The sequence below is a fragment of the Microbacterium sp. A93 genome (assembly GCF_051842835.1).
The window spans coordinates 512,283-531,462 of the sequence record NZ_JBPXMT010000002.1; the positions used below are offsets into that span (position 1 = coordinate 512,283).

The 19,180-nt window shown below is 69.8% G+C and carries 19 protein-coding genes; 1 reads left to right on the forward strand and 18 read right to left on the reverse strand.

All coding sequences use genetic code 11. The features are described 5' to 3' along the window. Positions 1-9: 9 nt before the first annotated feature. Positions 10-1,098: an MBL fold metallo-hydrolase gene (locus ACSU1G_RS06650; protein WP_439279130.1), complete on the forward strand. Its 1,089-nt coding sequence runs from the start codon at positions 10-12 to the stop codon at positions 1,096-1,098. Positions 1,099-1,251: 153 nt separating this feature from the next. Here ACSU1G_RS06650 and ACSU1G_RS06655 read toward each other — a convergent pair whose 3' ends face one another. The 18 genes from ACSU1G_RS06655 to ACSU1G_RS06740 form a co-directional block, all read right to left on the reverse strand. Continuing rightward, positions 1,252-1,614: a hypothetical protein gene (locus ACSU1G_RS06655; protein ID WP_439279131.1), complete on the reverse strand. Its 363-nt coding sequence runs from the start codon at positions 1,612-1,614 to the stop codon at positions 1,252-1,254. A gap of 64 nt (positions 1,615-1,678) precedes the next feature. Continuing rightward, the gene (locus ACSU1G_RS06660) at positions 1,679-2,029 is read right to left on the reverse strand and encodes a cation:proton antiporter (RefSeq protein ID WP_439279132.1); all 351 of its coding nucleotides are present in this window, start codon (positions 2,027-2,029) and stop codon (positions 1,679-1,681) included. Then, the gene (locus tag ACSU1G_RS06665) at positions 2,029-2,307 is read right to left on the reverse strand and encodes a monovalent cation/H+ antiporter complex subunit F (protein ID WP_439279133.1); all 279 of its coding nucleotides are present in this window, start codon (positions 2,305-2,307) and stop codon (positions 2,029-2,031) included. The genes ACSU1G_RS06660 and ACSU1G_RS06665 overlap by 1 nt, the downstream gene beginning before the upstream one ends. Beyond that, positions 2,304-2,732, reverse strand: coding sequence for a Na+/H+ antiporter subunit E (locus ACSU1G_RS06670; protein ID WP_439279134.1), 429 nt, complete (start codon positions 2,730-2,732; stop codon positions 2,304-2,306). The genes ACSU1G_RS06665 and ACSU1G_RS06670 overlap by 4 nt, the downstream gene beginning before the upstream one ends. Next, positions 2,729-4,327, reverse strand: coding sequence for a proton-conducting transporter transmembrane domain-containing protein (locus ACSU1G_RS06675; protein ID WP_439279135.1), 1,599 nt, complete (start codon positions 4,325-4,327; stop codon positions 2,729-2,731). Before ACSU1G_RS06675 ends, ACSU1G_RS06670 begins: the two co-directional genes overlap by 4 nt. Continuing rightward, the gene (locus ACSU1G_RS06680; RefSeq protein ID WP_439279136.1) at positions 4,324-4,656 is read right to left on the reverse strand and encodes a sodium:proton antiporter; all 333 of its coding nucleotides are present in this window, start codon (positions 4,654-4,656) and stop codon (positions 4,324-4,326) included. Before ACSU1G_RS06680 ends, ACSU1G_RS06675 begins: the two co-directional genes overlap by 4 nt. A 1-nt stretch (position 4,657) precedes the next feature. Continuing rightward, positions 4,658-7,762, reverse strand: coding sequence for a DUF4040 family protein (locus tag ACSU1G_RS06685; protein WP_439279137.1), 3,105 nt, complete (start codon positions 7,760-7,762; stop codon positions 4,658-4,660). Positions 7,763-7,801: 39 nt separating this feature from the next. Continuing rightward, a complete protein-coding gene (locus tag ACSU1G_RS06690) occupies positions 7,802-9,037 on the reverse strand; it encodes an aminotransferase class I/II-fold pyridoxal phosphate-dependent enzyme (protein WP_439279138.1) in 1,236 nt (411 codons plus the stop codon). 120 nt (positions 9,038-9,157) lie between these two features. After that, a complete protein-coding gene (locus ACSU1G_RS06695) occupies positions 9,158-10,270 on the reverse strand; it encodes an NAD(P)-dependent alcohol dehydrogenase (protein WP_439279139.1) in 1,113 nt (370 codons plus the stop codon). 17 nt (positions 10,271-10,287) lie between these two features. Then, a complete protein-coding gene (locus tag ACSU1G_RS06700) occupies positions 10,288-10,974 on the reverse strand; it encodes an NrtR DNA-binding winged helix domain-containing protein (RefSeq protein WP_439279140.1) in 687 nt (228 codons plus the stop codon). Between the two features lie 61 nt (positions 10,975-11,035). Continuing rightward, positions 11,036-11,875 carry a sugar phosphate isomerase/epimerase family protein gene (locus ACSU1G_RS06705; protein WP_439279141.1) on the reverse strand — a complete coding sequence of 280 codons (840 nt, stop codon included), beginning with the start codon at positions 11,873-11,875 and terminating at the stop codon, positions 11,036-11,038. Position 11,876: 1 nt separating this feature from the next. Beyond that, on the reverse strand, positions 11,877-12,656 hold the full coding sequence (locus tag ACSU1G_RS06710; RefSeq protein ID WP_439279142.1) for an SDR family NAD(P)-dependent oxidoreductase: 780 nt from the start codon (positions 12,654-12,656) through the stop codon (positions 11,877-11,879). Positions 12,657-12,676: 20 nt separating this feature from the next. Further along, positions 12,677-13,504, reverse strand: coding sequence for an SDR family NAD(P)-dependent oxidoreductase (locus ACSU1G_RS06715; protein WP_439279143.1), 828 nt, complete (start codon positions 13,502-13,504; stop codon positions 12,677-12,679). Between the two features lie 5 nt (positions 13,505-13,509). Further along, positions 13,510-14,481 carry a sugar ABC transporter substrate-binding protein gene (locus ACSU1G_RS06720; RefSeq protein WP_439279144.1) on the reverse strand — a complete coding sequence of 324 codons (972 nt, stop codon included), beginning with the start codon at positions 14,479-14,481 and terminating at the stop codon, positions 13,510-13,512. Positions 14,482-14,562: 81 nt separating this feature from the next. Beyond that, complete coding sequence (locus ACSU1G_RS06725) at positions 14,563-15,555, reverse strand: ABC transporter permease (RefSeq protein WP_439279145.1); 993 nt, start codon at positions 15,553-15,555, stop codon at positions 14,563-14,565. Position 15,556: 1 nt separating this feature from the next. Next, positions 15,557-17,089, reverse strand: a complete 1,533-nt coding sequence (locus tag ACSU1G_RS06730; protein WP_439279146.1) for a sugar ABC transporter ATP-binding protein — start codon at positions 17,087-17,089, stop codon at positions 15,557-15,559. Further along, the gene (locus tag ACSU1G_RS06735; RefSeq protein ID WP_439279147.1) at positions 17,086-18,177 is read right to left on the reverse strand and encodes a zinc-dependent alcohol dehydrogenase; all 1,092 of its coding nucleotides are present in this window, start codon (positions 18,175-18,177) and stop codon (positions 17,086-17,088) included. Before ACSU1G_RS06735 ends, ACSU1G_RS06730 begins: the two co-directional genes overlap by 4 nt. Further along, on the reverse strand, positions 18,174-19,178 hold the full coding sequence (locus ACSU1G_RS06740; RefSeq protein ID WP_439279148.1) for a transketolase family protein: 1,005 nt from the start codon (positions 19,176-19,178) through the stop codon (positions 18,174-18,176). Before ACSU1G_RS06740 ends, ACSU1G_RS06735 begins: the two co-directional genes overlap by 4 nt. Positions 19,179-19,180 lie beyond the last annotated feature (2 nt).

The window sequence follows — 19,180 nt, forward strand, 5'->3', positions numbered from 1 at the left end:
GGAGGAAACATGCCCACCCCATCCGGCCCGTCCGGCCCGTCCCGCCGTACCCTCCTCGGTGCCGGAGGCGCCGCCGCCTTGGCTGCACCCTTCCTCGGAGCCGGCGCCGCAGCCGCCGACGCCCCCGAACCGGTACTGGCCTCACCGGAGACGGTGCCGGACACCGGCATGCACCTGGTGACCCTGGGCACCGTCGCCGGCCCCGCGATCCGGGGAACGCGGCACGGCATGGCGAGTGCCGTCGTCGTCGATGGACTGCATTATCTGGTGGACTTCGGCCTCACCATGCCGCGCCAGGCGTCCGACGCGGGGCTGACCGGGAACAAGCTGCGCCAGGGATTCGTCACCCACCTGCACTCGGATCACATCTCCGAGCTGAGCGCCTACATGCTCTACAACTGGGGCCCTCCAGTGAACGGCGTGAACTCCCTGACCGGGATCATGGGCCCGGGCCGGGCCCGGCTGCCCCGGGGCATCAGGAACGCCGTCTCCCCGCCCCAGACCGGCATGAAGGACGTCATCAAGAACCTGATGCGGGCCAACGCCTATGACATCAACATCCGCACCACGGACGAGGATCGCGTTCCCCTCAACGAGCTCTTCGAGGGCGTGGACATCGAACTGCCGCGGCGGCCCCGTGCGGATCCCGACCGGAACCCCGTGCCGGACATGGAGCCGTTCACCATCTACGAGGATGACCGGGTGCGGGTCCAAGCCACGCTGGTGGAGCACCTGCCCGTCTTCCCATCGTTCGGTTTCCGCTTCGAGTCCCAGTACGGCGTGATCACGTTCTCCGGGGACACCACCGAGACACCCAACATGGTGGCGCTGGCCCGCGACGCAGATCTGCTGGTCCACGAGGCCATCAACATGGACTACTACCGGGACCAGGACTTCAACGACGCCTTCCTGCACCACCTGGAATCCAGCCACACCACCCCCGAGGGGATCGGTCGCATCGCCGCCGCGGCGGGAGCCAAGAAGGTGGTGGTCAGCCACATCGCCGGGATCTTCTCCGCGGCCGACATCGCGGGCATCAGCGAGACCTACGGCGGGCCGTACGTCCTGGCGGCGGACCGGCAGCTGTTCAGCGTCTGAGGGGCTCGGCGGGCGTCTGGCAGCGGACACGGTGGGGAGGTGTTCGCCCTCCCCCGCACCACGGCCGGGCCCCCCGGCCTTCACCGCGAGGCGAACCACCCCAGCCCACCCCCCACGTCGACGGGGATCCTGATCGGCGGCCGTGTACCGGGATCACCGTGCAGCCGGGACATCCCCCGCCGGGACCTCTCCCGGCCGGTACTTCGGCAGCCTCGAGGCCGGCACGGCGGCCACCACGCTGACGCCGGCGAGGATGAGGAAGCCGAGCTTCAGGGTGCGCAGCCGCTGCTCCTCGTTCAGCGCCACGGCGGCCTCGACCTGCTCGGGGCTCGCCGTGGTGCCCTCCGCCAGGGCGCGCAGGTCCTCGTTGTCCACGAAGTTGGCGTTGTCCAGGTCCGCCTGGGCCACCAGCTCCTGAGGCAGCACGGGATGCTCGTCCACCGCCTGGGAGATCCCGGAGCTGACGGTCACCAGCACCGCGCCCATCACGGCGGTACGGCGTACTGCACTGCGCACTGCACTGACGTGTCGGCGCTGTCCGTCACGATAGACCCGCACCACGGACCGTGACCAGCAGCGATCAGTCGCCCGAAGGCCGGGCCAGGTCCTGGGGTTCGGTGCCTGGGTCCACCGGCGCACCGGACTGGTACACCGCGCGGGCGAGGGTGTTCGAGGCCAGCGAGGACACGATCACCAGGGAGACCACGGTGATCAGGCTGACCACCAGCACCCACCAATGGAAGCCGTTCAGTCCGGTCAAGTGCACGTACACCCCGGCGACCACGAGGGGCAGACCCATCCCCGTGGCGGGGGAGAACACATTCATCATCTGCAGGGCGTCCCGGGAGCGCACCATCGCCACGGCGGAGAGCAACACCAGCAGTGCGCCACCCAGCATCAGGATGGACGCCAGGATCTCGTATCCAGCCACTAGCGTTCCCCCCTCGTCAGGATGCGTGCCAAGGCCACCGTGGCCAGGATGCCCAGGAAGGCCGCGAGCATCGCCGCGTCCTGGATGATGGCGGATCCGGAGTGGATCCCCACCATCATCAGGATCCCGACGCCGGCGAAGTAGACCAGGTCCCCGACCACGGCTCGCTCGGCGGCCGCGGCAGAGGTGTAGATGCGGAAGAGCCCCACGAGGATGGCCACGGCCAGGATGAGCAGCACCCCCGAGAGGACCACGTCGTAGGCGGAGTCGATGCTCATCCGGTCTTCCTTCCCCCGTGATCCGTGCGGTCCTCGTACTCCTGCCACCGTGGCCCGCGGGTCATCCGCAGCAGCCGCTCCTCCATCTCCCGTAGGCCCTCCCGGACGGATTCCCGGTCTTGGTCGAAGACGGAATGGACGAAGACGGTCACGGGCTCGGTGTCCGAGCCGTGCGCCGTGCCCACCACCAGGGTGCCCGGCGTGATGGTGATGGAGGAGGCCATCCAGGTGACCTCGAGGTCGGTCTCACAGCGCAGTGGGAAGGCCACGATGGACGGCTCCGCGAACGCGCCCGGTGTCAGGGCGCGCCGGGCCACCGTCACGGAGCCCGCGATGACCTGCCCGATCAGCCAGGCCAGGTAGGCGATCATGGACCCGAGGCTGAACCGCCGGGAGGCGCGTGCGCGTGGCTGGTCGGCCGTCATGGCAGCACCGCCTCGATGTAGGGGCCGGTGTCGAAGAGCCCGGCCGTCGCGCTGTCGATGAAGGGCATCAGGACGCCGGCGAACACGAAGAGCGCGATGGAGACACCCATCATCGTCACCCCGGGGCCCAGCAGCCGCAGCGGGATGCGGACGGTGGTGTCCAGCGGCCGGGCCTCGGTCCGGCCGCCCCCGCGCGCGGCCGGCCAGTACCGGCGCAGCGGGGCCCCCGCAAAGCTGCCGCCCCACAGGCGCTGCAGCGCCACGAGCGTAACCACGGAGGAGACGACGATCGCGATGAGGAACACCGGGGTCTGCCACAGCGGTCCGCTGTCCCCTGATTCGGCCACGGCCAGGCCCAGTCCGAGCTTGCCCCACAGCCCGGAGGTCGGCGGCAGCCCGGCCAAGGACAGCAGGCCCAGGGCCACCAGCACGGCGGTCAGCCGCTCCCGGTGCATCACCCCGGAGAGCCGCCCCAGCACCCCGGTTCCGTAGGTGTGCTCGACCGCCCCGACGGTGGTCAGCAGCGAGGCCATCGTGATCACGTGGTGCACCAGGTAGAACAGGCCGGCCGCCACCGCCGCGGGCGAGGCCACGGCGACGCCGATCAGGATGTGGCCCACGCCGGCGACCATCTGGAAGGCCAGGACCCCGCGGAACCGCTGCTCGCCCAGGGAACCGAGGGCGCCCAGCACCATGGTGACGAGCACGACGACGGCGATCACCACCGCGACGGTCTCGCCCATCCCGGTGCCCGGCTCCGAGGCGCCGGCAGCGCCCGAGGCACTGGCCGGCGTCGTGCCCGGTTCGAAGGCGGTGAAGTAGAGGCGGAAGATGGCGTACAGCGAGACCTTCGTGTGCAGCGCGGAGAACAGGGCCATGATGCCCGCCGAGGTCCCCGCGTAGGCCCGGGGCATCCACCCGTGCACGGGAACGACGCCCGCCTTGATGGCCAGGGCGAGCAGCACGATGGTGACGGCCAGAGCCACCTGGGGATCCTCGGCGGCCCGGCCCGCCAGGACGGCCAGGTTCACGGTGCCGGCCGAGCCGTAGACCAGGCCGACGCCCATCAGCAGGATCAGGCTGGTCACCAGGTTGACGATTACGAACATACGGCCCAGGCCCAGACGCCGCCAGGTGCCGGTCACGGCGATGAGCGCGTAGGACGGCAGCAGCATCACCTCGACGAAGACGAAGAGGTTGAACAGGTCGCCGGTCAGCAGGGCGCCGTTGACTCCGGTCATCAGCAGCAGGGCCAGGGCCGGCACGAACCGGAGCCGCGCCTCCCCGGTGAGGGTCAGGAACCACCCCGCGGCGGCCGTGGCCAGGCCGGTGGTGGCCAGCATCAGGGCTGCGAGCATGTCCGAGACCAGGGGGATGGCGATGCCGCCCTCGAAGGAGCCGATGGCGGTGGCCACCACGGGGGTCTCACGGTGGAACAGCATCAGGGCGACGGCCCCGGCGACCGCCAGCGCGGGGACCCCCACGAGCAGGACCCGGTCCACCACGCGGCGGCGGATGATCACCGAGAGGCCGGCGCCCAGGAGGGGGACGGCCACGAACAGGGCCAGCAGCGAACCGGCCGTCACGTCGTTCATGTGTGCTCCTCTCCGGTCTCGGGTATCTTCTCCTGGTCGTCGTTCCTGCCGATCACTGCGAGGGCGAGCATGAAGATGGTGGTCGCCATGGAGATCACGATCGCGGTCAGCACGAAGGCCTGGGGCAGGGGGTCAGCCGCCGCGGCGGCCTCCGCCGTGGACATCAGCGGCTCGGTGCGCCAGCCCGGCACGCCCGAGGCCAGCAGCAGCAGGTTGGCGGCGTGGGAGACGAGGGTCAGCCCGAACACCGTGTGGACCATGCTCCGCTGCTGCAACAGCCAGACGCCCGCGGCGGTCAGCACGCCGACGGTCACGGCCAGGACGAACATGTCACCGCCCCCATTCGTCAGGTCGATCGCCGGTGGAGATGTGCTGGCTGGTGGGCCTCACCGGTGTCCCGGTTCCGTCATCGGAGTGGGCCTTCCGGTCGGCCGCGAAGATCAGGCTGTCGATCGGGTTGTCCCTCGGTCCTTCGATCTCCCCCAGCATGGCCTCGTCGACCCGCTCCCGGGCCCCCTCGCCGCCGGGGCTGTGGTGGACCGAGTGCGCCGTGCCGAGCACGTTGAACGCGAGCAGGATGAGTCCGATGACGGCCAGGTAGACGCCGGCGTCGAACACCATGGAGGTACTGACGTGCTGGCCGAGGATGTAGCCGTGCTGGGGTTCCATGTACGTCCCCGTGACCGCCATGTTCCACAGTCCGGTGGACACTGCGACCACCACGCCGCTGCCGATCAGGTAGACCGGCAGCCGGGGCGGGCCGACCTGCCGGTCCCTGGAGGTGGACAGGTAGACCAGGCCCACGATGGCTGAGCCCACGAGCGCGGCGATGAACCCGCCTCCGGGCTCGTTATGGCCGCGCAGGAACAGCATGGCGGAGACTAGGGCGAGCACCGGGATCAAGAACCGCAGCATCAGCTGCAATTGGCTGATGTTGCCCCAGGAGCTGAGGATGGCACGGCGGGCGGTCGGACTGCCGAGGTCCGGGCCGTCGGGTCGGTCGGCACCATCCTCCTCGCGGACCACCCGGTCCGGGTCCGGGTCCATGTACCGGTTGCGGACCGTAGAGAGCACGGCGGCCAGGGCGATGCCGGCCATGCCCAGCACGGCCAGTTCCCCGAGGGTGTCCAGGGCACGGAACTCCACCAGGATGACATTGACGATGTTGTCACCGCCGGTGATCTCCCCGCCGTTCTCCAGCAGGTACGTGCCGACCTCGGACTTCTCGCGCCGACCAGTCAGTCCCCAGGTCGCCAGGCCGGTGGCGAGCCCGGCGCCGACGGCGACGACCGCCGCCGGCACGGCCCGGCGGACCCTGGGCGCCATGAAGGTCCGCGGCAGCTTCTGCAGGACCAGCATAATGACGATGATGGTCAGGCTCTCCACCAACAGCTGGGTCAGGGCCACGTCCGGAGCACCGAGGGCGACGATCTGGACCGTCATGAGGATGCCGATGGCGGACAGGGCCACCGTGGCGCCCAAGCGGGAACGGCTCAGTGCCACACCGAGCACCGCCACGGCCATCAGCACCAGGAGGACGATGTCCACGGGCTGCGTCAGGTCCTCACGCAGCGGCGGCAGACCGCCCTGCGCGGACAGCACCAGGACCCCGGGGACGACCACTGCCGTCAGTGCGGCGACCATGGCAGCTGCGTGGGAGGCGGCAGCGTCCCGGGCGGTGAGGCGGGCGACGGCGTGACCAGCCACCGTCAGGCCACGGTTGCAGGCCTCGATGATGGAGGCGCCGCTGAACGGCAACCCGTTCCGCTCCAAAGCCGGCCAGAGCCGGTGGCGCAGCAGGACCGTCAGCACGCCCACGGCGAAGACGGCGAGCGTGGTCAACAGCTCGGCCGTGACGCCGTGCCACAGCACGAAGTGCGGTTCGGGGGCGGCACCGGGCAGGGCTGTGTCCGTGGCGGCCCCGACGCCGGCATCCAGGAGCGGCAGAGCGAACAGTGCCGCGACGGAGGCCAGGATCGGCAACGCCGTGGCGGTCACGAGCACACCGCCGGGAGCGTGGAGGGGCTTGGCCTGTCCCTGCCCGTGGTTCTGGGCAGGGGCCCGGTGCGCCGGGTGCGCGGATCCTTCGGGACGCTCCGGGTCGGTGAAACCGCCCACGACGACCTTGGCGCAATAGGCGAAGGTGAGCACGGAACCGAGGGCGGCACCGGCCAGCGCGGCCGGACCCGCCCAGGCCGCCAGCGTGCCCCCGGCCCCGCCGTCCGCGGCCCACTGGTGGAGCGCCGTGAAGATCGACTCCTTGGAGATGAACCCGAGCAACGGAGGGATGCCGGCCATCGCGCCGGCGCCCAGGACGGTCACGGCGAAGGTGAACGGCATCGCCCGGTACAGCACCGGCAGTCGCCGCAGGTCGCGGGTACCGGTGGCGTGGTCCACCACGCCGACCACCATGAAGAGGCCGGACTTGAACAGGGCGTGCGCGATGGTGTGGATCAGCGCGGCGACGATGCCCGCCTCGGTCCCGGTGCCGATCGCGGCGACGATGAGCCCGAGCTGACTCACCGTCGAGTACGCCATGAGCTTCTTGAGGTCGTGCTGCTGCAGGGCCCGCCAGCCGCCGACGGCGGAGGTCACCAGACCCACGACGACCAGCAGCACGGACCAGGTGACGTCCTCGTGGAACACCGGGGAGAAACGCAGCAACAGGAAGATGCCGGCCTTCACCACGGCCGCGGCGTGCAGGTACGCCGAGACGGGCGTGGCGGCCGCCATGGCGTCCGGGAGCCAGGAGTGGAAGGGGAACTGGGCCGACTTGGTCATGGCGGCCAGGGCGATGAGCACCCCGATCAGGGTGGTGAACGCCGGGTCCTCGGCCCACACGCCCGAGGCCATGACCTCGCCCAGGTCCATGGTCCCGGTGCGGGCCGCCATCAGCACCACCGCGACCAACAGGGCCAATCCGCCGAGGAAGGTGATGAGCAGGGTCCGCATCGAGGGGGCGAAGGCCCCCTGCCCGGACCGGGCGATGAGCAGGAAGGACGCCAGCGAGGTCAGTTCCCAGCAGATGAACAGCACCGCGAGGTCATCCGCCGTGACGAGTCCGACCATCGAGAGCGTGAACAGGGCCATCCCGAGATAGAAGCTCCGGTTCGGACCGGGATCCAGGTACTGGGTGGAGTAGACGAGCACCACCGCGCCGATGAGCAGGGCGATCAGTGTGAAGACGCTCGAGACCGGGTCGGCGGAGAACGCGAGCCGGATGCCCTCTCCGCCCTCACCGCCCCAGGACGGGATCCAGGGGGTGGACCAGGTGGCGGCACCCGGCCTCTGGATCAGGGCCGGGATATACGCGGCGGCCGCGAGCACGTACACCGCGGCCAGCGGCCAGCCGGCGTGACGGCCCCACCAACGGCAGAACAGGGGGGTGAGGATGAGTCCGACCGCGAGGACAGCGAGGGTCAGGGCGGTGGACATGCGCTCCAGACTAGCAATCTTGAAGGGTCCCCATGGCCATCAACCCCGCTGGAACGCGACGATCCGCTCGATCGCCTCGGCCACGTCCCGCTGCCCGGCGGCGAAGGACAGCCGGACGTACTGATCGCCGTGCGCCGTGTCGAAGTCGGTCCCGGGGGTCAGCGCCACATGCGCCTGCTCCAACAGGGCCTCGCAATAGGCGGTCGAGGTCCCGTACCGCTGCAGCATCGCGGCACCGGGCTTGGCCCAGAAGTAGAACGCCCCGTCCGCCGGGGCGGCGTCCGTCCAGCCCAGCCGGTCCTGATGCTCCAGCAGCAGCGCGCGGGCCCGGGCGAACCCGGCCACCTGCACATCACACTCCGCGTAGGACTGCTCCGTGAACGCCTCCACCGCCGCATACTGCGCGGACGCCGGCGGGCACAGGGACACCGACCCGGAGAGCCCGCTGATCGCCGGCGCCAGGTCCTCGGGCATCAGCATCCAGCCGATCCGCCACCCCGGCATTCCCCAGTATTTGGAGAAGGAACTGATCACCATCGCCTCGTCCGAGTACTCCCAGGCACAGACCCCGTGCTCGGCCCCGTCCCCGTACGTCACCCCGTGGTAGATCTCGTCCGAGACCAGCCGCACCCCGCGCGCCGAGCACCAGCCGGCCAGCGCGGCCAGCTCCTCGCGGGTGGCCATGGTCCCGGTCGGGTTGTTCGGGGACGCGAGAATCAAACCGCTCAGTGGCCCATGGACGGCCTCCGCCTCCTCGAGCAGCGCGGGGGTGGGCTGAAAGCGCACGGCCGGGCCGGCGTCGAGCTCCACCACCTGACAGCCGAGCGCGGTGAGGATGTTGCGGTAGGCGGCATAGCCGGGGCGGGCCATGGCCACCCGGTCCCCCGGGTTGAAGGCGGCGAGGAAGCCGAGCATGAACGCGCCGGAGGAACCCGTGGTCACGGCCACCCGCGCCGGGTCCACCTCGATCCCGTACCAGCGGGCGTAGTGCGCCGCGATGGCCTGCCGCAGCGGCGCGATCCCCAGGGTGGGCGTGTAGTTCAGCGCCCGCCCGGAGGAGTGCACCTGGGCCGCCCGCGCGTTGACCGCGGTGGGTGCCCCGCCGCCTGGTTCCCCGGCGCACAGGCTCACCACGTCGGCCCCGGCCGCGCGCAGCTCGGCGACCCTGCCGAGGATGGTCATCACCTGGAAGTCGGGGACCTGCGAGCGCGAGGAGGGTCCGAGGGGCCGGTGGGAGGGGTGCTGTTCAGGGTGCTGGGATTCGGCGGCGGGCATGCCCCGAGCCTAGCCACCGCAACGAATTCACCCGCCTACCCCACGCATCACGGCCGCGCCACACGTCGAGAATCGCCGAGCGAATCGACAGTTGGCGCGGCCGTGATCCCATATTCCGGGTCAGCCGATCCGCAACACCGGTTTGATGGTCTGGCCGGACTTCGAGTCGGCGAAGGCCTGCTCCACCTGGTCGAAGCCGTAGTACCGCACGAGCTCGTCGAAGGGGAAGCGGCCCTGACGGTACAGCGCGATCAGCGCCGGGATCAGGTCCTGGGAGGTGCCGGAGCCGCCGAGGGTGCCGACCACGTGCTTTCCCCACAGGGTCCGCTGGTGGTCCAGGCTGAACCGGGCCTGGGCGGGGGCGCCGCCGATGAGGATCAGGGTGCCGAGCATGCCCACGGCCTCGGCGGCCTCCTCGATCACCGCGACCACACCGGTGCAGTCGATGACGTAGTCGGCCGGACCGCCGCAGATCTCCAAGATCCGCTCCAGGGCCTGCTCCCGGCCGGAGTTGATGGTGTGGGTGGCCCCGTAGCGGGTGGCCAGTTCGAGCCGGGAGTCGTGCAGGTCGATGGCGATGATCGTGGTGGCCGGGGTGTTCCGGGCCGCCATGATGGCCGCGAGTCCCACGGCGCCGGCCCCATAGACCACCAGCGATTCACCGGCGGAGGGCCGCGCGGTGTTCAGCACCGCTCCGGCGCCGGTGGTGATGCCGCAGGCGAGTACGCCCAGCAGCTCCAGCGGCACCTCGGGGTCCACCACCACCAGCGCGTTGGCGTTGGCCAGCGAGTAGGTGGCGAAGGAGGACTGGCCGAAGAAGTGGCCGGACAGGCTCGAGCCGTCCGCCCGGGAGTAGGCCGAGGTCCCGGCCTGCGGGCCGATGAACCGCTGCCCGCTGGCCACGGCGGGGCCGAGCAGGTCGCAGTACCGGTGCTCACCGCGGCGGCAGTTGCGGCACTGCCCGCAGAAGGGCCAGCCCATGATGACGTGGTCCCCCACCGCCACGGAGTCCACGCTCGTGCCGATCGCCTCCACCACGCCGGAGCCCTCATGCCCCAGCACCCCGGGCAGTGGCAGGGGCATGTCCCCGGCCTGGGTGATGGCGTCCGTGTGGCAGACCCCGGAGGCCACCACCCTCACCAGGACCTCGCCGGGGCCCGGCTCGGCCAGCTCCAGCGTCTCCCGGACGAAGGGGGCGTTCTTCGCCTCGACAACGAGTGCTTCGATCTTCATCAGGTGTCTCCTCGGACTCAGGTCATGATCAGCAGGGGTTGTTCGGTGTTCGGGCGCCGGCGGTAGATCCGGGCCGGACGGCCCAGCCCGTTGCTGCCGGGCGGGACGGCCCGCAGCTCCAGCGCCTCGAGCTGCGGCTCCATGGCCCGCCGGAAGGTGTCCTTCTGGTGGGGCGATCCGGCCACGGCGTCGTGCACCTGGCGTAGTTGGGTCATGGTGAACTGGTCCTCCAGCAGGTTCCACGGGTCCGGCGCCTGCCCGTACTCCCAGCGCACCATCTTCACGGCCCACGCGATGATCTCGTCGTGGCTGAAGGGCAGCCCCTGCGCCTCGGTGACGGGCCGCAGCTGGCCGTGGCCGTGTGCCAGCCCCTGCTCCAGCGCTGCCATCGGCAGCACGTCCAGGTGGGTCACAGTCAGCACCCAGCCCCGCTCGTCCCGGGCCGGGTCGTCGAAGACGTGCAGCTGCCGCGGCGAGCGGCCCTGGATGTGCATCCGGGTGTCCAGGCACCGCAGCACCGCATCACCCAGCCGCTCGCGTTCGCGCAGCATGGTGCCGGGCAGCATCCATTGACCGGCATGGCTGCCCTGGTCCCGCTGGCGCAGGACCACGTTCAGTTGGCCGTGGGCCACGGTCAGGAGCACGACGTCGGCCGCCACCGAGGGGCGGGGATAGGCCAGGAGGTCATCGGGTTCCGGAGACATACCAACCAATCTATCCAGCGCGGTCGGCGGCGCCGTCTCCGGTGAAGACTCCGGTGAAGCGTCAGGCGAACAAGGTAGCTGCGTCACGCACGAACTCCTCACCCGTGGTGAAGGTGGTGCCCCAGATCCTCAGGGCATCCGCCACGGGTTCCTGCATGGTGGCCCGGCTGAACCCCTCCACGCCGTACCGGCCCGTGTAACCCAGCCCGCGGACGGCGGACAGGATCCCGGGCAGGTCGAGGCTGCCGGTGGAGAGCAGGCCCCGGGAGGACTGACCGAACTCCAGGTATCCGAGGTGGGGCAGGGCGTGCGCCACGGCGCTCAGCAGGTCCGACTCCTCGAGGGCCATGTGGAAGGTGTCCAGGTGGATCTTCAGGTTCCTCGACCCGGAGTGCTCCACGAAGCGCACCGCCTGGGCCGCCGTGTTCAGCACGGAGGTCTCGTAGCGGTTCACCACCTCGAAGGTCATCATGATCCCGGCCGCGGCCGCCTCATCCGCCGCGTCCCCCACCAGCGCCGCCGTGGTGGCCACGTCCTGCGCCGTCGGCAGCGCGGAGGCATCCCCGTGGACGCCGTAGGGCACCCCGTTGAGCTGGTCCCCGCCCATCCGCTGTGTCATCTCCACCGTCCGGCGCAGCTGGTCGAAGCCCCGGCGCCGGACGTCCGGGCTACTGGACATGACGTTCGCCTCCGGGGACTGGACCACCATCGCGATGGGTTCCAGGCCGGCGTCGTGAATCCGCTGTCCCAAGGCCTCGATACCGCGGGCCGAGGGATCCAGCGGGCCCAGCACCACGCGCCGGTATCCGGCGTCCTTCAGGACCGGCAGGCAGCGGGCGAAATCCTCGCCGAAGGGGTCCGTGGTGAAGGCCGCGCTCTGGCAGGCGACGTCCTCGCGCACCTCAGAACTCCGGCAGGTCGAAGCGGTGCTTGAACACCGAGTAGCCGTCATCCACGGACACCACGGTGCCGTTCATGGCGTTGGACTCCTCGGAGAACAGGAAGGCCACCACGTTGGCGATCTCCTCCGGCTCGGTCATCTTGTTGCGCAGCTGCTCGGAGGCGAAGAGCTCGCGCAGCTGCTGCGGGAACTGCTGGATGATCGCGGTGTTGGCGCGCCCGGGGGTGATCGCCAGCACCCGGGTGCCGTGCTCGGCCAGCTCGTAGGCGGCCGAGCGGGTGAAGGAGATGACGGCGGCTTTGGCGGCCGAGTAGGTGAAGGACAGCTCGGCGGCCTGCTCGCCGTAGATGGAGGAGGTGTTGACGATGACGCCGCCCCCACCCTGCTTCTTGAACTGCCGGCCGGCGGCCAGGATGCCGTAGTAGACCCCGTCCTGGTCCACCCGGATCATCGGGTGGTAGTCCTTCTCCGGCTCGTGCTCCAGCAGCGGCCTGCCCCCGGCGATCCCGGCGTTGTTGAAGATCCCGTCCAGCCGCCCGAAGGTGTCCACGGCGGACTGCACGGCGGCCTGGACGGCGGTGAAATCCGAGACATCCACCGCGACGGCAGCCGCCTGGCCCCCGGCGACCGTCACCTCATCGGCCACGGCCTGGGCCCCGGCGAGGTTCAGGTCCGCCACCACCACCTTCGCGCCCTTCTCGGCGCAGCGCCGCACGGTGGCGCGGCCGATGCCGCTGGCACCACCGGTGATCAGCAGGACTTTGTCTTTCAGAGTGGTCATGGTGTCTCCATCTGGTCGGTTCAGAACATGGTGTGTGAGAGCGCCAGCGCCCCGCCGTCCACGGCGAGCACGGCGCCGGTGACGAAGGAGTTGCCCGGCGCCACGAGGAAGAGCATGGGCGCCTGGATCTCCGCCATGGTGCCCATCCGGGCCAGCGGGATGGTCTCCTCCCACATCCGCTCCCCGGCCGCATCCAGCACGGCGTCCCCACCGATCCGGGTGCCCTTGAAGGGTCCGGGGGCGATCACGTTGACCCGGATGCCGCGGGGTGCCAGCTCGAGGGCGACCTGGCGGGCGAGGTTGATGATCGCCGCCTTCGTGGCCCCGTAGGCGTAGGAGACCATGGGGTCCGTGCGCAGCCCGGCGGTGGAGGAGGTGACCAGGATCCGGCCGTGGTCCGGTAGCACCCGGGCGGCGGCACGCACCGTGTCGAAGGTGCCGCTGAGGTTGGTGTCCACCACGTGGTCCCATTCCTCAGCCGAGTACCGGGCGATCGCCCCGTCCTCGGTCCGGTAGCTGCCGCCCCCGGCGATGCCGGCATTGGCCACGACGACGGTGGGCCGGCCCACCTCGGTCACGATCCGTTCCAGCGCCTCGTCAAAGGCCCCGGACCGGGAGAGGTCCGCGGCGTAAGCATGGGCCGTGCCCCCGGCGGCGGTGATGCCGTCCCGGACCTCCTCCAGCCGGCCTTGGTCCCGCCCGAGGACGACGACGGTGGCGCCGGCGTCCGCATAGATCTCGGCGGCGGCGCGACCGATCCCGCTCGAGGCCCCCGTGATGACCACGATGTCCTGGCGCATCGAGAAGATCTCGAGCAGGCGATCGGTTCCGGTGGTGGTAGTCGTCATCGGCCTCACATCGTCGGTTCGTAGTCGGCCACGTTGGTGCGGTCGATCAGCTCTGCCTCGACCTCCACGAAGTCCTCCTCGGGCAGGGTGCCGTCGGCACGGAAGGCCTCGACGCTCTCCACCGTCATGTCCACGACCTTGGACCAGTCCTGCAGAACGGACGCGTAGAAGGGGCCTTCCTTCTCGATCTCTGCCGCGGCCGCACCGAGAGCGTCCACGCCGGTCACGTAGATGTCGTCCTGGCCGGATTCGTTGATGGCCTGCACGGCCCCCAGTGCGGCGTGGTCCCAGCCGGTCCAGATCCCGTCCAGGCCGTCCGGGTTGGCCTGCAGGAAGTCGGTGACGAACTTCAGGGTCTCCTCCTGCGAGGTGCCCGGGTTCAGCACCTGCTTCATCTCGCCGCCGGCGAGGTTGGCTCCGGCGGCCTCCAACTCATCCACGGCGATGTTGCTGCGGGTCATGATGCCCACGTGCGGATCGTGCCCGATCACCATGACGTCCTTGCCCTCGAGACCGCCCATGGCCTCATCCAAGGCGCCGAGGCCGAGGTCGGCGATCTGCTGCTGGTCGAAGGTGATGTCCTGGACGAAGTCCTCGTTGGGCTCCACCCCGCCGTCGATCGAGAAGATGGGGATGTCCGAGCCCTCAGCGGCGTTGACGAGCGGGGCGATCTGGCGGGGATCCGGGAAGCCGGCCACGATCACGTCAGCTCCCTGGGTGATCGCCGACTGGACGTCGGTGTTGATCTTGTCGTAGTCGAAGTCGGAGGTGTACAGGGTGACGTCCCAGCCCTTCTCCTTGCCCTTCTCCACGAGCTCGTCGAGGGATTCCTTGCCGGCCGGTGTGCCGTACCCTGCGGTGAAGGCGGCGACCTTGAAGCTGTCGTCGCCACCGCCTCCGGCGTCGCCGGAGCATCCCGTGAGGGCCAACATCCCGGCGACGGCGAGTCCTGCGGTGATCTTCAGTGATGTACGCATGGTCTTCTCCTGTGGAAGGTGCCACCTGGCGGTGGCGGTGGGGTGGATGGGGGTATCCGGGGGTGAGAGGCCGGCATCGGCCTATCGGTGTTTGGACTTGAAGGATGAGAGCAGGACCGCTCCGACGATGATCACGCCGGTGAGTACCTGCTGGATGTAGGTGTTGACGCCCACGATGTTCAGGCCGTTCTGCAGCACGCCGATGATGCCCACACCCACCAGGGTTCCGCCGAGGTTGGCCTGGCCCGAGTTGGCGATGGTCATACCCAGGAACACGGCCGCCACGGCGAGCATCATGTAGTCGTTGGCGCTGGTGGCGCTGGCGCTGGAGAGCCGGCTCACGAGCACGATGCCTCCCAGCCCGGAGGCCAGGCCGGCGAGGGCAAAGGCCCAGAACACATTGCTGCGGACGTTGACGCCGGACAGCCGGGCCACCTCGGGGTTTCCACCCACCGCGTACCAGCGGCGGCCCACCGTGGTGTACCGCAGCACCACCCAGACGATGAGCGCCACCACGGCGGCGAAGATCACGGGCATGGGGATCCCCAGTGGCCGGGCCTGGCCGATCCAGAAGAACGACTCCGGCATGTCATAGAGCGTGGTGCCGTCCGTGACGATGAAGGCCAGGCCGCCGATGGTGGTCATGGTCGCGAGGGTCGCCACGATGGCCGAGATGTTCAGGTAGGCCACGAGCAGTCCGTTGATCATGCCCACCGCCAACCCTGCGAGCAGTCCCAGGACGATCGCCAGTGGCACCGGAAGACCGCTGAGCATCAGGGCGGAGGCGGTGGCCCCGGACAGGGTGGCAGTGGTGCCCACCGAGAGGTCGAAGTGGCCGGTGACCATCACCATGGTCTGGGCGGCGGCGATGATCGTCAGGATCGCCACCTGGGCCAGCACATTGGTCAGGTTGCCCAGGCTCAGGAAGGCTGACGGGCTCATCACCCCGAAGATCAGGATGAGGGCAGCCAGGGCGATGATGGTCCCGCCCTGCCAGACCATCTGGACCAGTGGAGTGCGCTTCTCGGGCACGGCCACCGCAGTCACGGTATCGGGGGGAGTCACGGTAGCCATCTCAGGCGGTCCTTCCGTAGCAATAAGACAGGAGTGTCTCCTCGTCGGCACCTTCTGCGGGTACCTCACCGGAGACGCGTCCCTCATGCATGATGAGGATCCGATCGGACAGGCCGATCAGTTCGGGGAGTTCGGAGCTGACGGCGATGATGGTGGTTCCCTGCGCCGCCAGCTGCCGGATCAAGCGGTAGATCTCGGCCTTGGTGCCCACATCGATGCCGCGGGTGGGTTCGTCCAGCAGCAGCACCTGGGGATTCCGGGCCAGCATCTTGGCCAGGACGACCTTCTGCTGGTTGCCGCCGGAGAGAAGCCCCACCGCCTGACGGGGACTGCGGGCCTTGACGCGCAGGTTCTCCATACCGCGGCGGGCCAATTCGGTGACCTGGCGGGAGGACACCCACCCGGCTGAGCTGACCTTCTCCAGGTTGGCCCCGGCGATGTTGTCCTGGATGGAGGCCCCCAGGGAGACACCCTGCGAGCGCCGCTCCTCGGGGACGAGGGCTATCCCGTGACTCAAGGCCCGGCCCACACCGCCGGTTCCCGGCAGCGGCTTGCCGTCCACCGTGATGGTCCCGGCCGTCCGCTTCTGGTCCCCGGCGAGCAGTCGCATCAGCTCGGAGCGGCCGGACCCGGCGAGTCCGCCGATGCCCAAGACCTCGCCGGCATGGGCGGAGAAGTCCATCCCCTGCACCTTGTTGCCGCCGAGGTCCTGGACGCTCAGCACCACCCGGTCCGTGGCGGTGCCGCGCTCGGGGTACAGGTCCTCGGCGGGCCGCCCGACCATGGTGGAGATGACCTCGTCAATGGTCATCTCGGCGACGTCCTGGGTCACGATGGTCTGGCCGTTGCGCATGATGGTCACGCGGTCGCAGAGTTCGAAGACCTCCTCCAGGCGGTGGGAGACGTAGACGATCCCGACCCCGTCCGCGCGTAGTCCGCGCAGCACGGTGAACAGGTCCTTGATCTCCGTGTCCGTCAGGGCCGCCGTCGGCTCGTCCAGGATGAGCACCCGGGCGTCCGAGGCCAGGGCCCGGGCCACGGAGACCATGGTCTGTTGCACCGGGGAGAGCCGTCCGGCCAGCCGGCGCAGGGGGATATGCCCCTGGTTGAGGCGGTCCAGCTGGCGCCGCGCCTCGCGGCGTAGCTCGCTCCAGCGCACCAGCCCGGAGGAGCTCGGGGTGCGCTCGCCGAGCAGGATGTTCTCCGCCACGCTGATCGTGGGGATGATCGAGGTCTCCTGGTACAGGGCCACCACGCCGGCGTGGTGCGCGTCCCGGACCCCGGAGAACTGGACCGGCGTCCCCTCGGACTCGATCGAGCCGGCGTCGGGCTGGTGGACGCCGGTGAGCACCTTGATCAGCGTGGACTTCCCGGCGCCGTTCTCCCCCAGCAGGGCGTGGATCTCCCCGGGACGGACCTCGAGGCGGGCCTCGGTCAGGGCGGCCACACCGTCGAAGTTCTTGGAGATCCCGGTGGCCTGCAGCGCGAGGCGCTCCGTCTGCGGCGCACGGGGCTCCGCCGTGGCGGTGTTCATGCCTGCCCCGCCCCGGACCCTGTGTCCTCCGGCAGTCGGTTGCATCGGATGACGACCTTCGGATGGGTCCCACCCAGGTGGGTCTCGAAGGCCTCGGCGGCGTCCTCCAGGTCATAGACGGACTGCAGGAACGGCTCCAGGTCCAACTCCTCCAGCAGCCGCACGGCCCGCGGGAACGTGTACGGGGACACGAAGACCCCCGTCAGCGTCAACTCCTTGCGATAGAGGTAGTCGGAGAGGTTCAGCGGCAGCTCGTACCCCTCCGGGTACATGGCCCCGTAGACCACGGTCCCGCCGGGGGCTGCCAGGTCCAGCAGTCCGGCCACCGCGTGCCGGGAGCCGGAGGCGTCGATCACGACGTCGAATCCCACTCCCCCGGTGATCTCCCGGTTGCGCTCGGCCAGGGATTCGCTGTTCGGGTCGATCACATGGCGGGCACCGAAGCGCCGGGCCAGCTCGCGACGCTCGGCGATCGGCTCGATGAGGGTCAGGTCCGTGGCGCCGTAGCGGTGCATGAGCTGCAGGGACAACTGGCCGATGGGGCCGCCACCGCAGACCGCCACGCGGTCCCCCGGACGGATCCGCGTCTTGTCCGCGATCCGCACGGCCACGGACGTGGGCTCCAGCAGGCAGCCCTTGAGCAGCGAGACGGACTCCGGCAGGCGGTACACCTGGGACTCGTGCCAGACCACGGAGCGGGCCATGCCGGGGCGGTTGTACTCCTGCAGGTTCTGACAGAACTGCTGACGCCCGTCCTGGCAGGGTTGGCAGGCGCCGCAGAACCGGACGAAGTTGCCGGAGACCCGGTCCCCGACCTTCAGGTCCCTGCGGCGGACACCCGAGCCGAGCTCGGCCACCACGCCGGAGATCTCATGGCCCAGCCCGATCGGCACGTCGGTGCCGAAGAACCCCTCGGCCAGGTGCGGGTCGGAGCCGCAGATCGCGGCGTAGGCCACGGCGATGCGCACGTCCTCCGGCCCCACCTGGTCCGCGGGGAAGGTGACCACACCGATCGAGCCGCGCTGGCCGGCGTCGGGCGCTGTCAGGCTGCCGATCTTGGTGACCGCAACGGTCTCGACGGCGGTCATGCGCTCACCCCCTGGACCATGGCGCGTGCCGCATCCACGGTGGCCTGCAGGCCGTAGCCGTGCTTGTCCCGCAGCTCGGTGTCCTCGCCGAAGCCGGCGAAGACCTGGGGGATGCCGAGACGCTGGAAGCCCTCCAGCCGGATGCCGCGGTCCACGATGACGTCTGAGATCTGGGAGGCCAGGCCGCCGTAGGCCAGGTGGTCCTCCACCACCACGAAGCGGCCGGTCTCCTCGGCGCACCGCTGGATGAGGTCCGCGTCGATCGGCTTGAGGGTGAACATGTCCACCACGCGGGCGTTGATGCCGTGCTCGGCGGCCAGGATGTCCGCGGCCTCGAGGGCCTGGGAGACGGTCTCGCCGTGGGCGAAGAGGGTCAGGTCCGTGCCTTCGCGGGCGGTGATGCCCTTGCCGATCTCGATGGTGACGGAGCCGGGCTCGTAGACCACCTTGTCCTTCTTGCCCACGGCCAGGCGGATGTACAGCGGGCCGGTCATGGACATGGACTGGCGCAACACCTCGCCCACCATGAGCGGATCACCGATGGAGGTGACGGTCATGTTGACCAGGGAGGTCATCAGGCCCAGGTCCTCCACGGCGTAGTGGGTGGAGCCGCCGTTGCCGACGAGCCCTCCGTGCGTGCCGACGATCTTCACGGGCAGGTTGGGGTAACAGATGTCCGAGCGGACCTGTTCCAGGGCGCGCATGCTCAGGAAGGGCAGCATCCCGGAGACCACGGGGATGTTGCCCTCGTAGGCCAGTCCGGCGGCGATGCCGACGCAGGCCTGCTCCGAGAGGCCGACGTCCACGAAGCGGTCCGGGAAGGCGTCCCGGAACTCCACCAACGTGGCGCCGATGTCCGGGGTGAGGACCCAGAGGTTGTCATTCTCCTCGCCCAGTTCCTTGAGGGTCTGGCCGATCACCGTGCGGGAGGAGAGCAACTCCCCGAACGTGAAGGAGGTGGTCTCTTCTGTGCTTGCTGCACTGGAGGATGTGCTGGTCATGC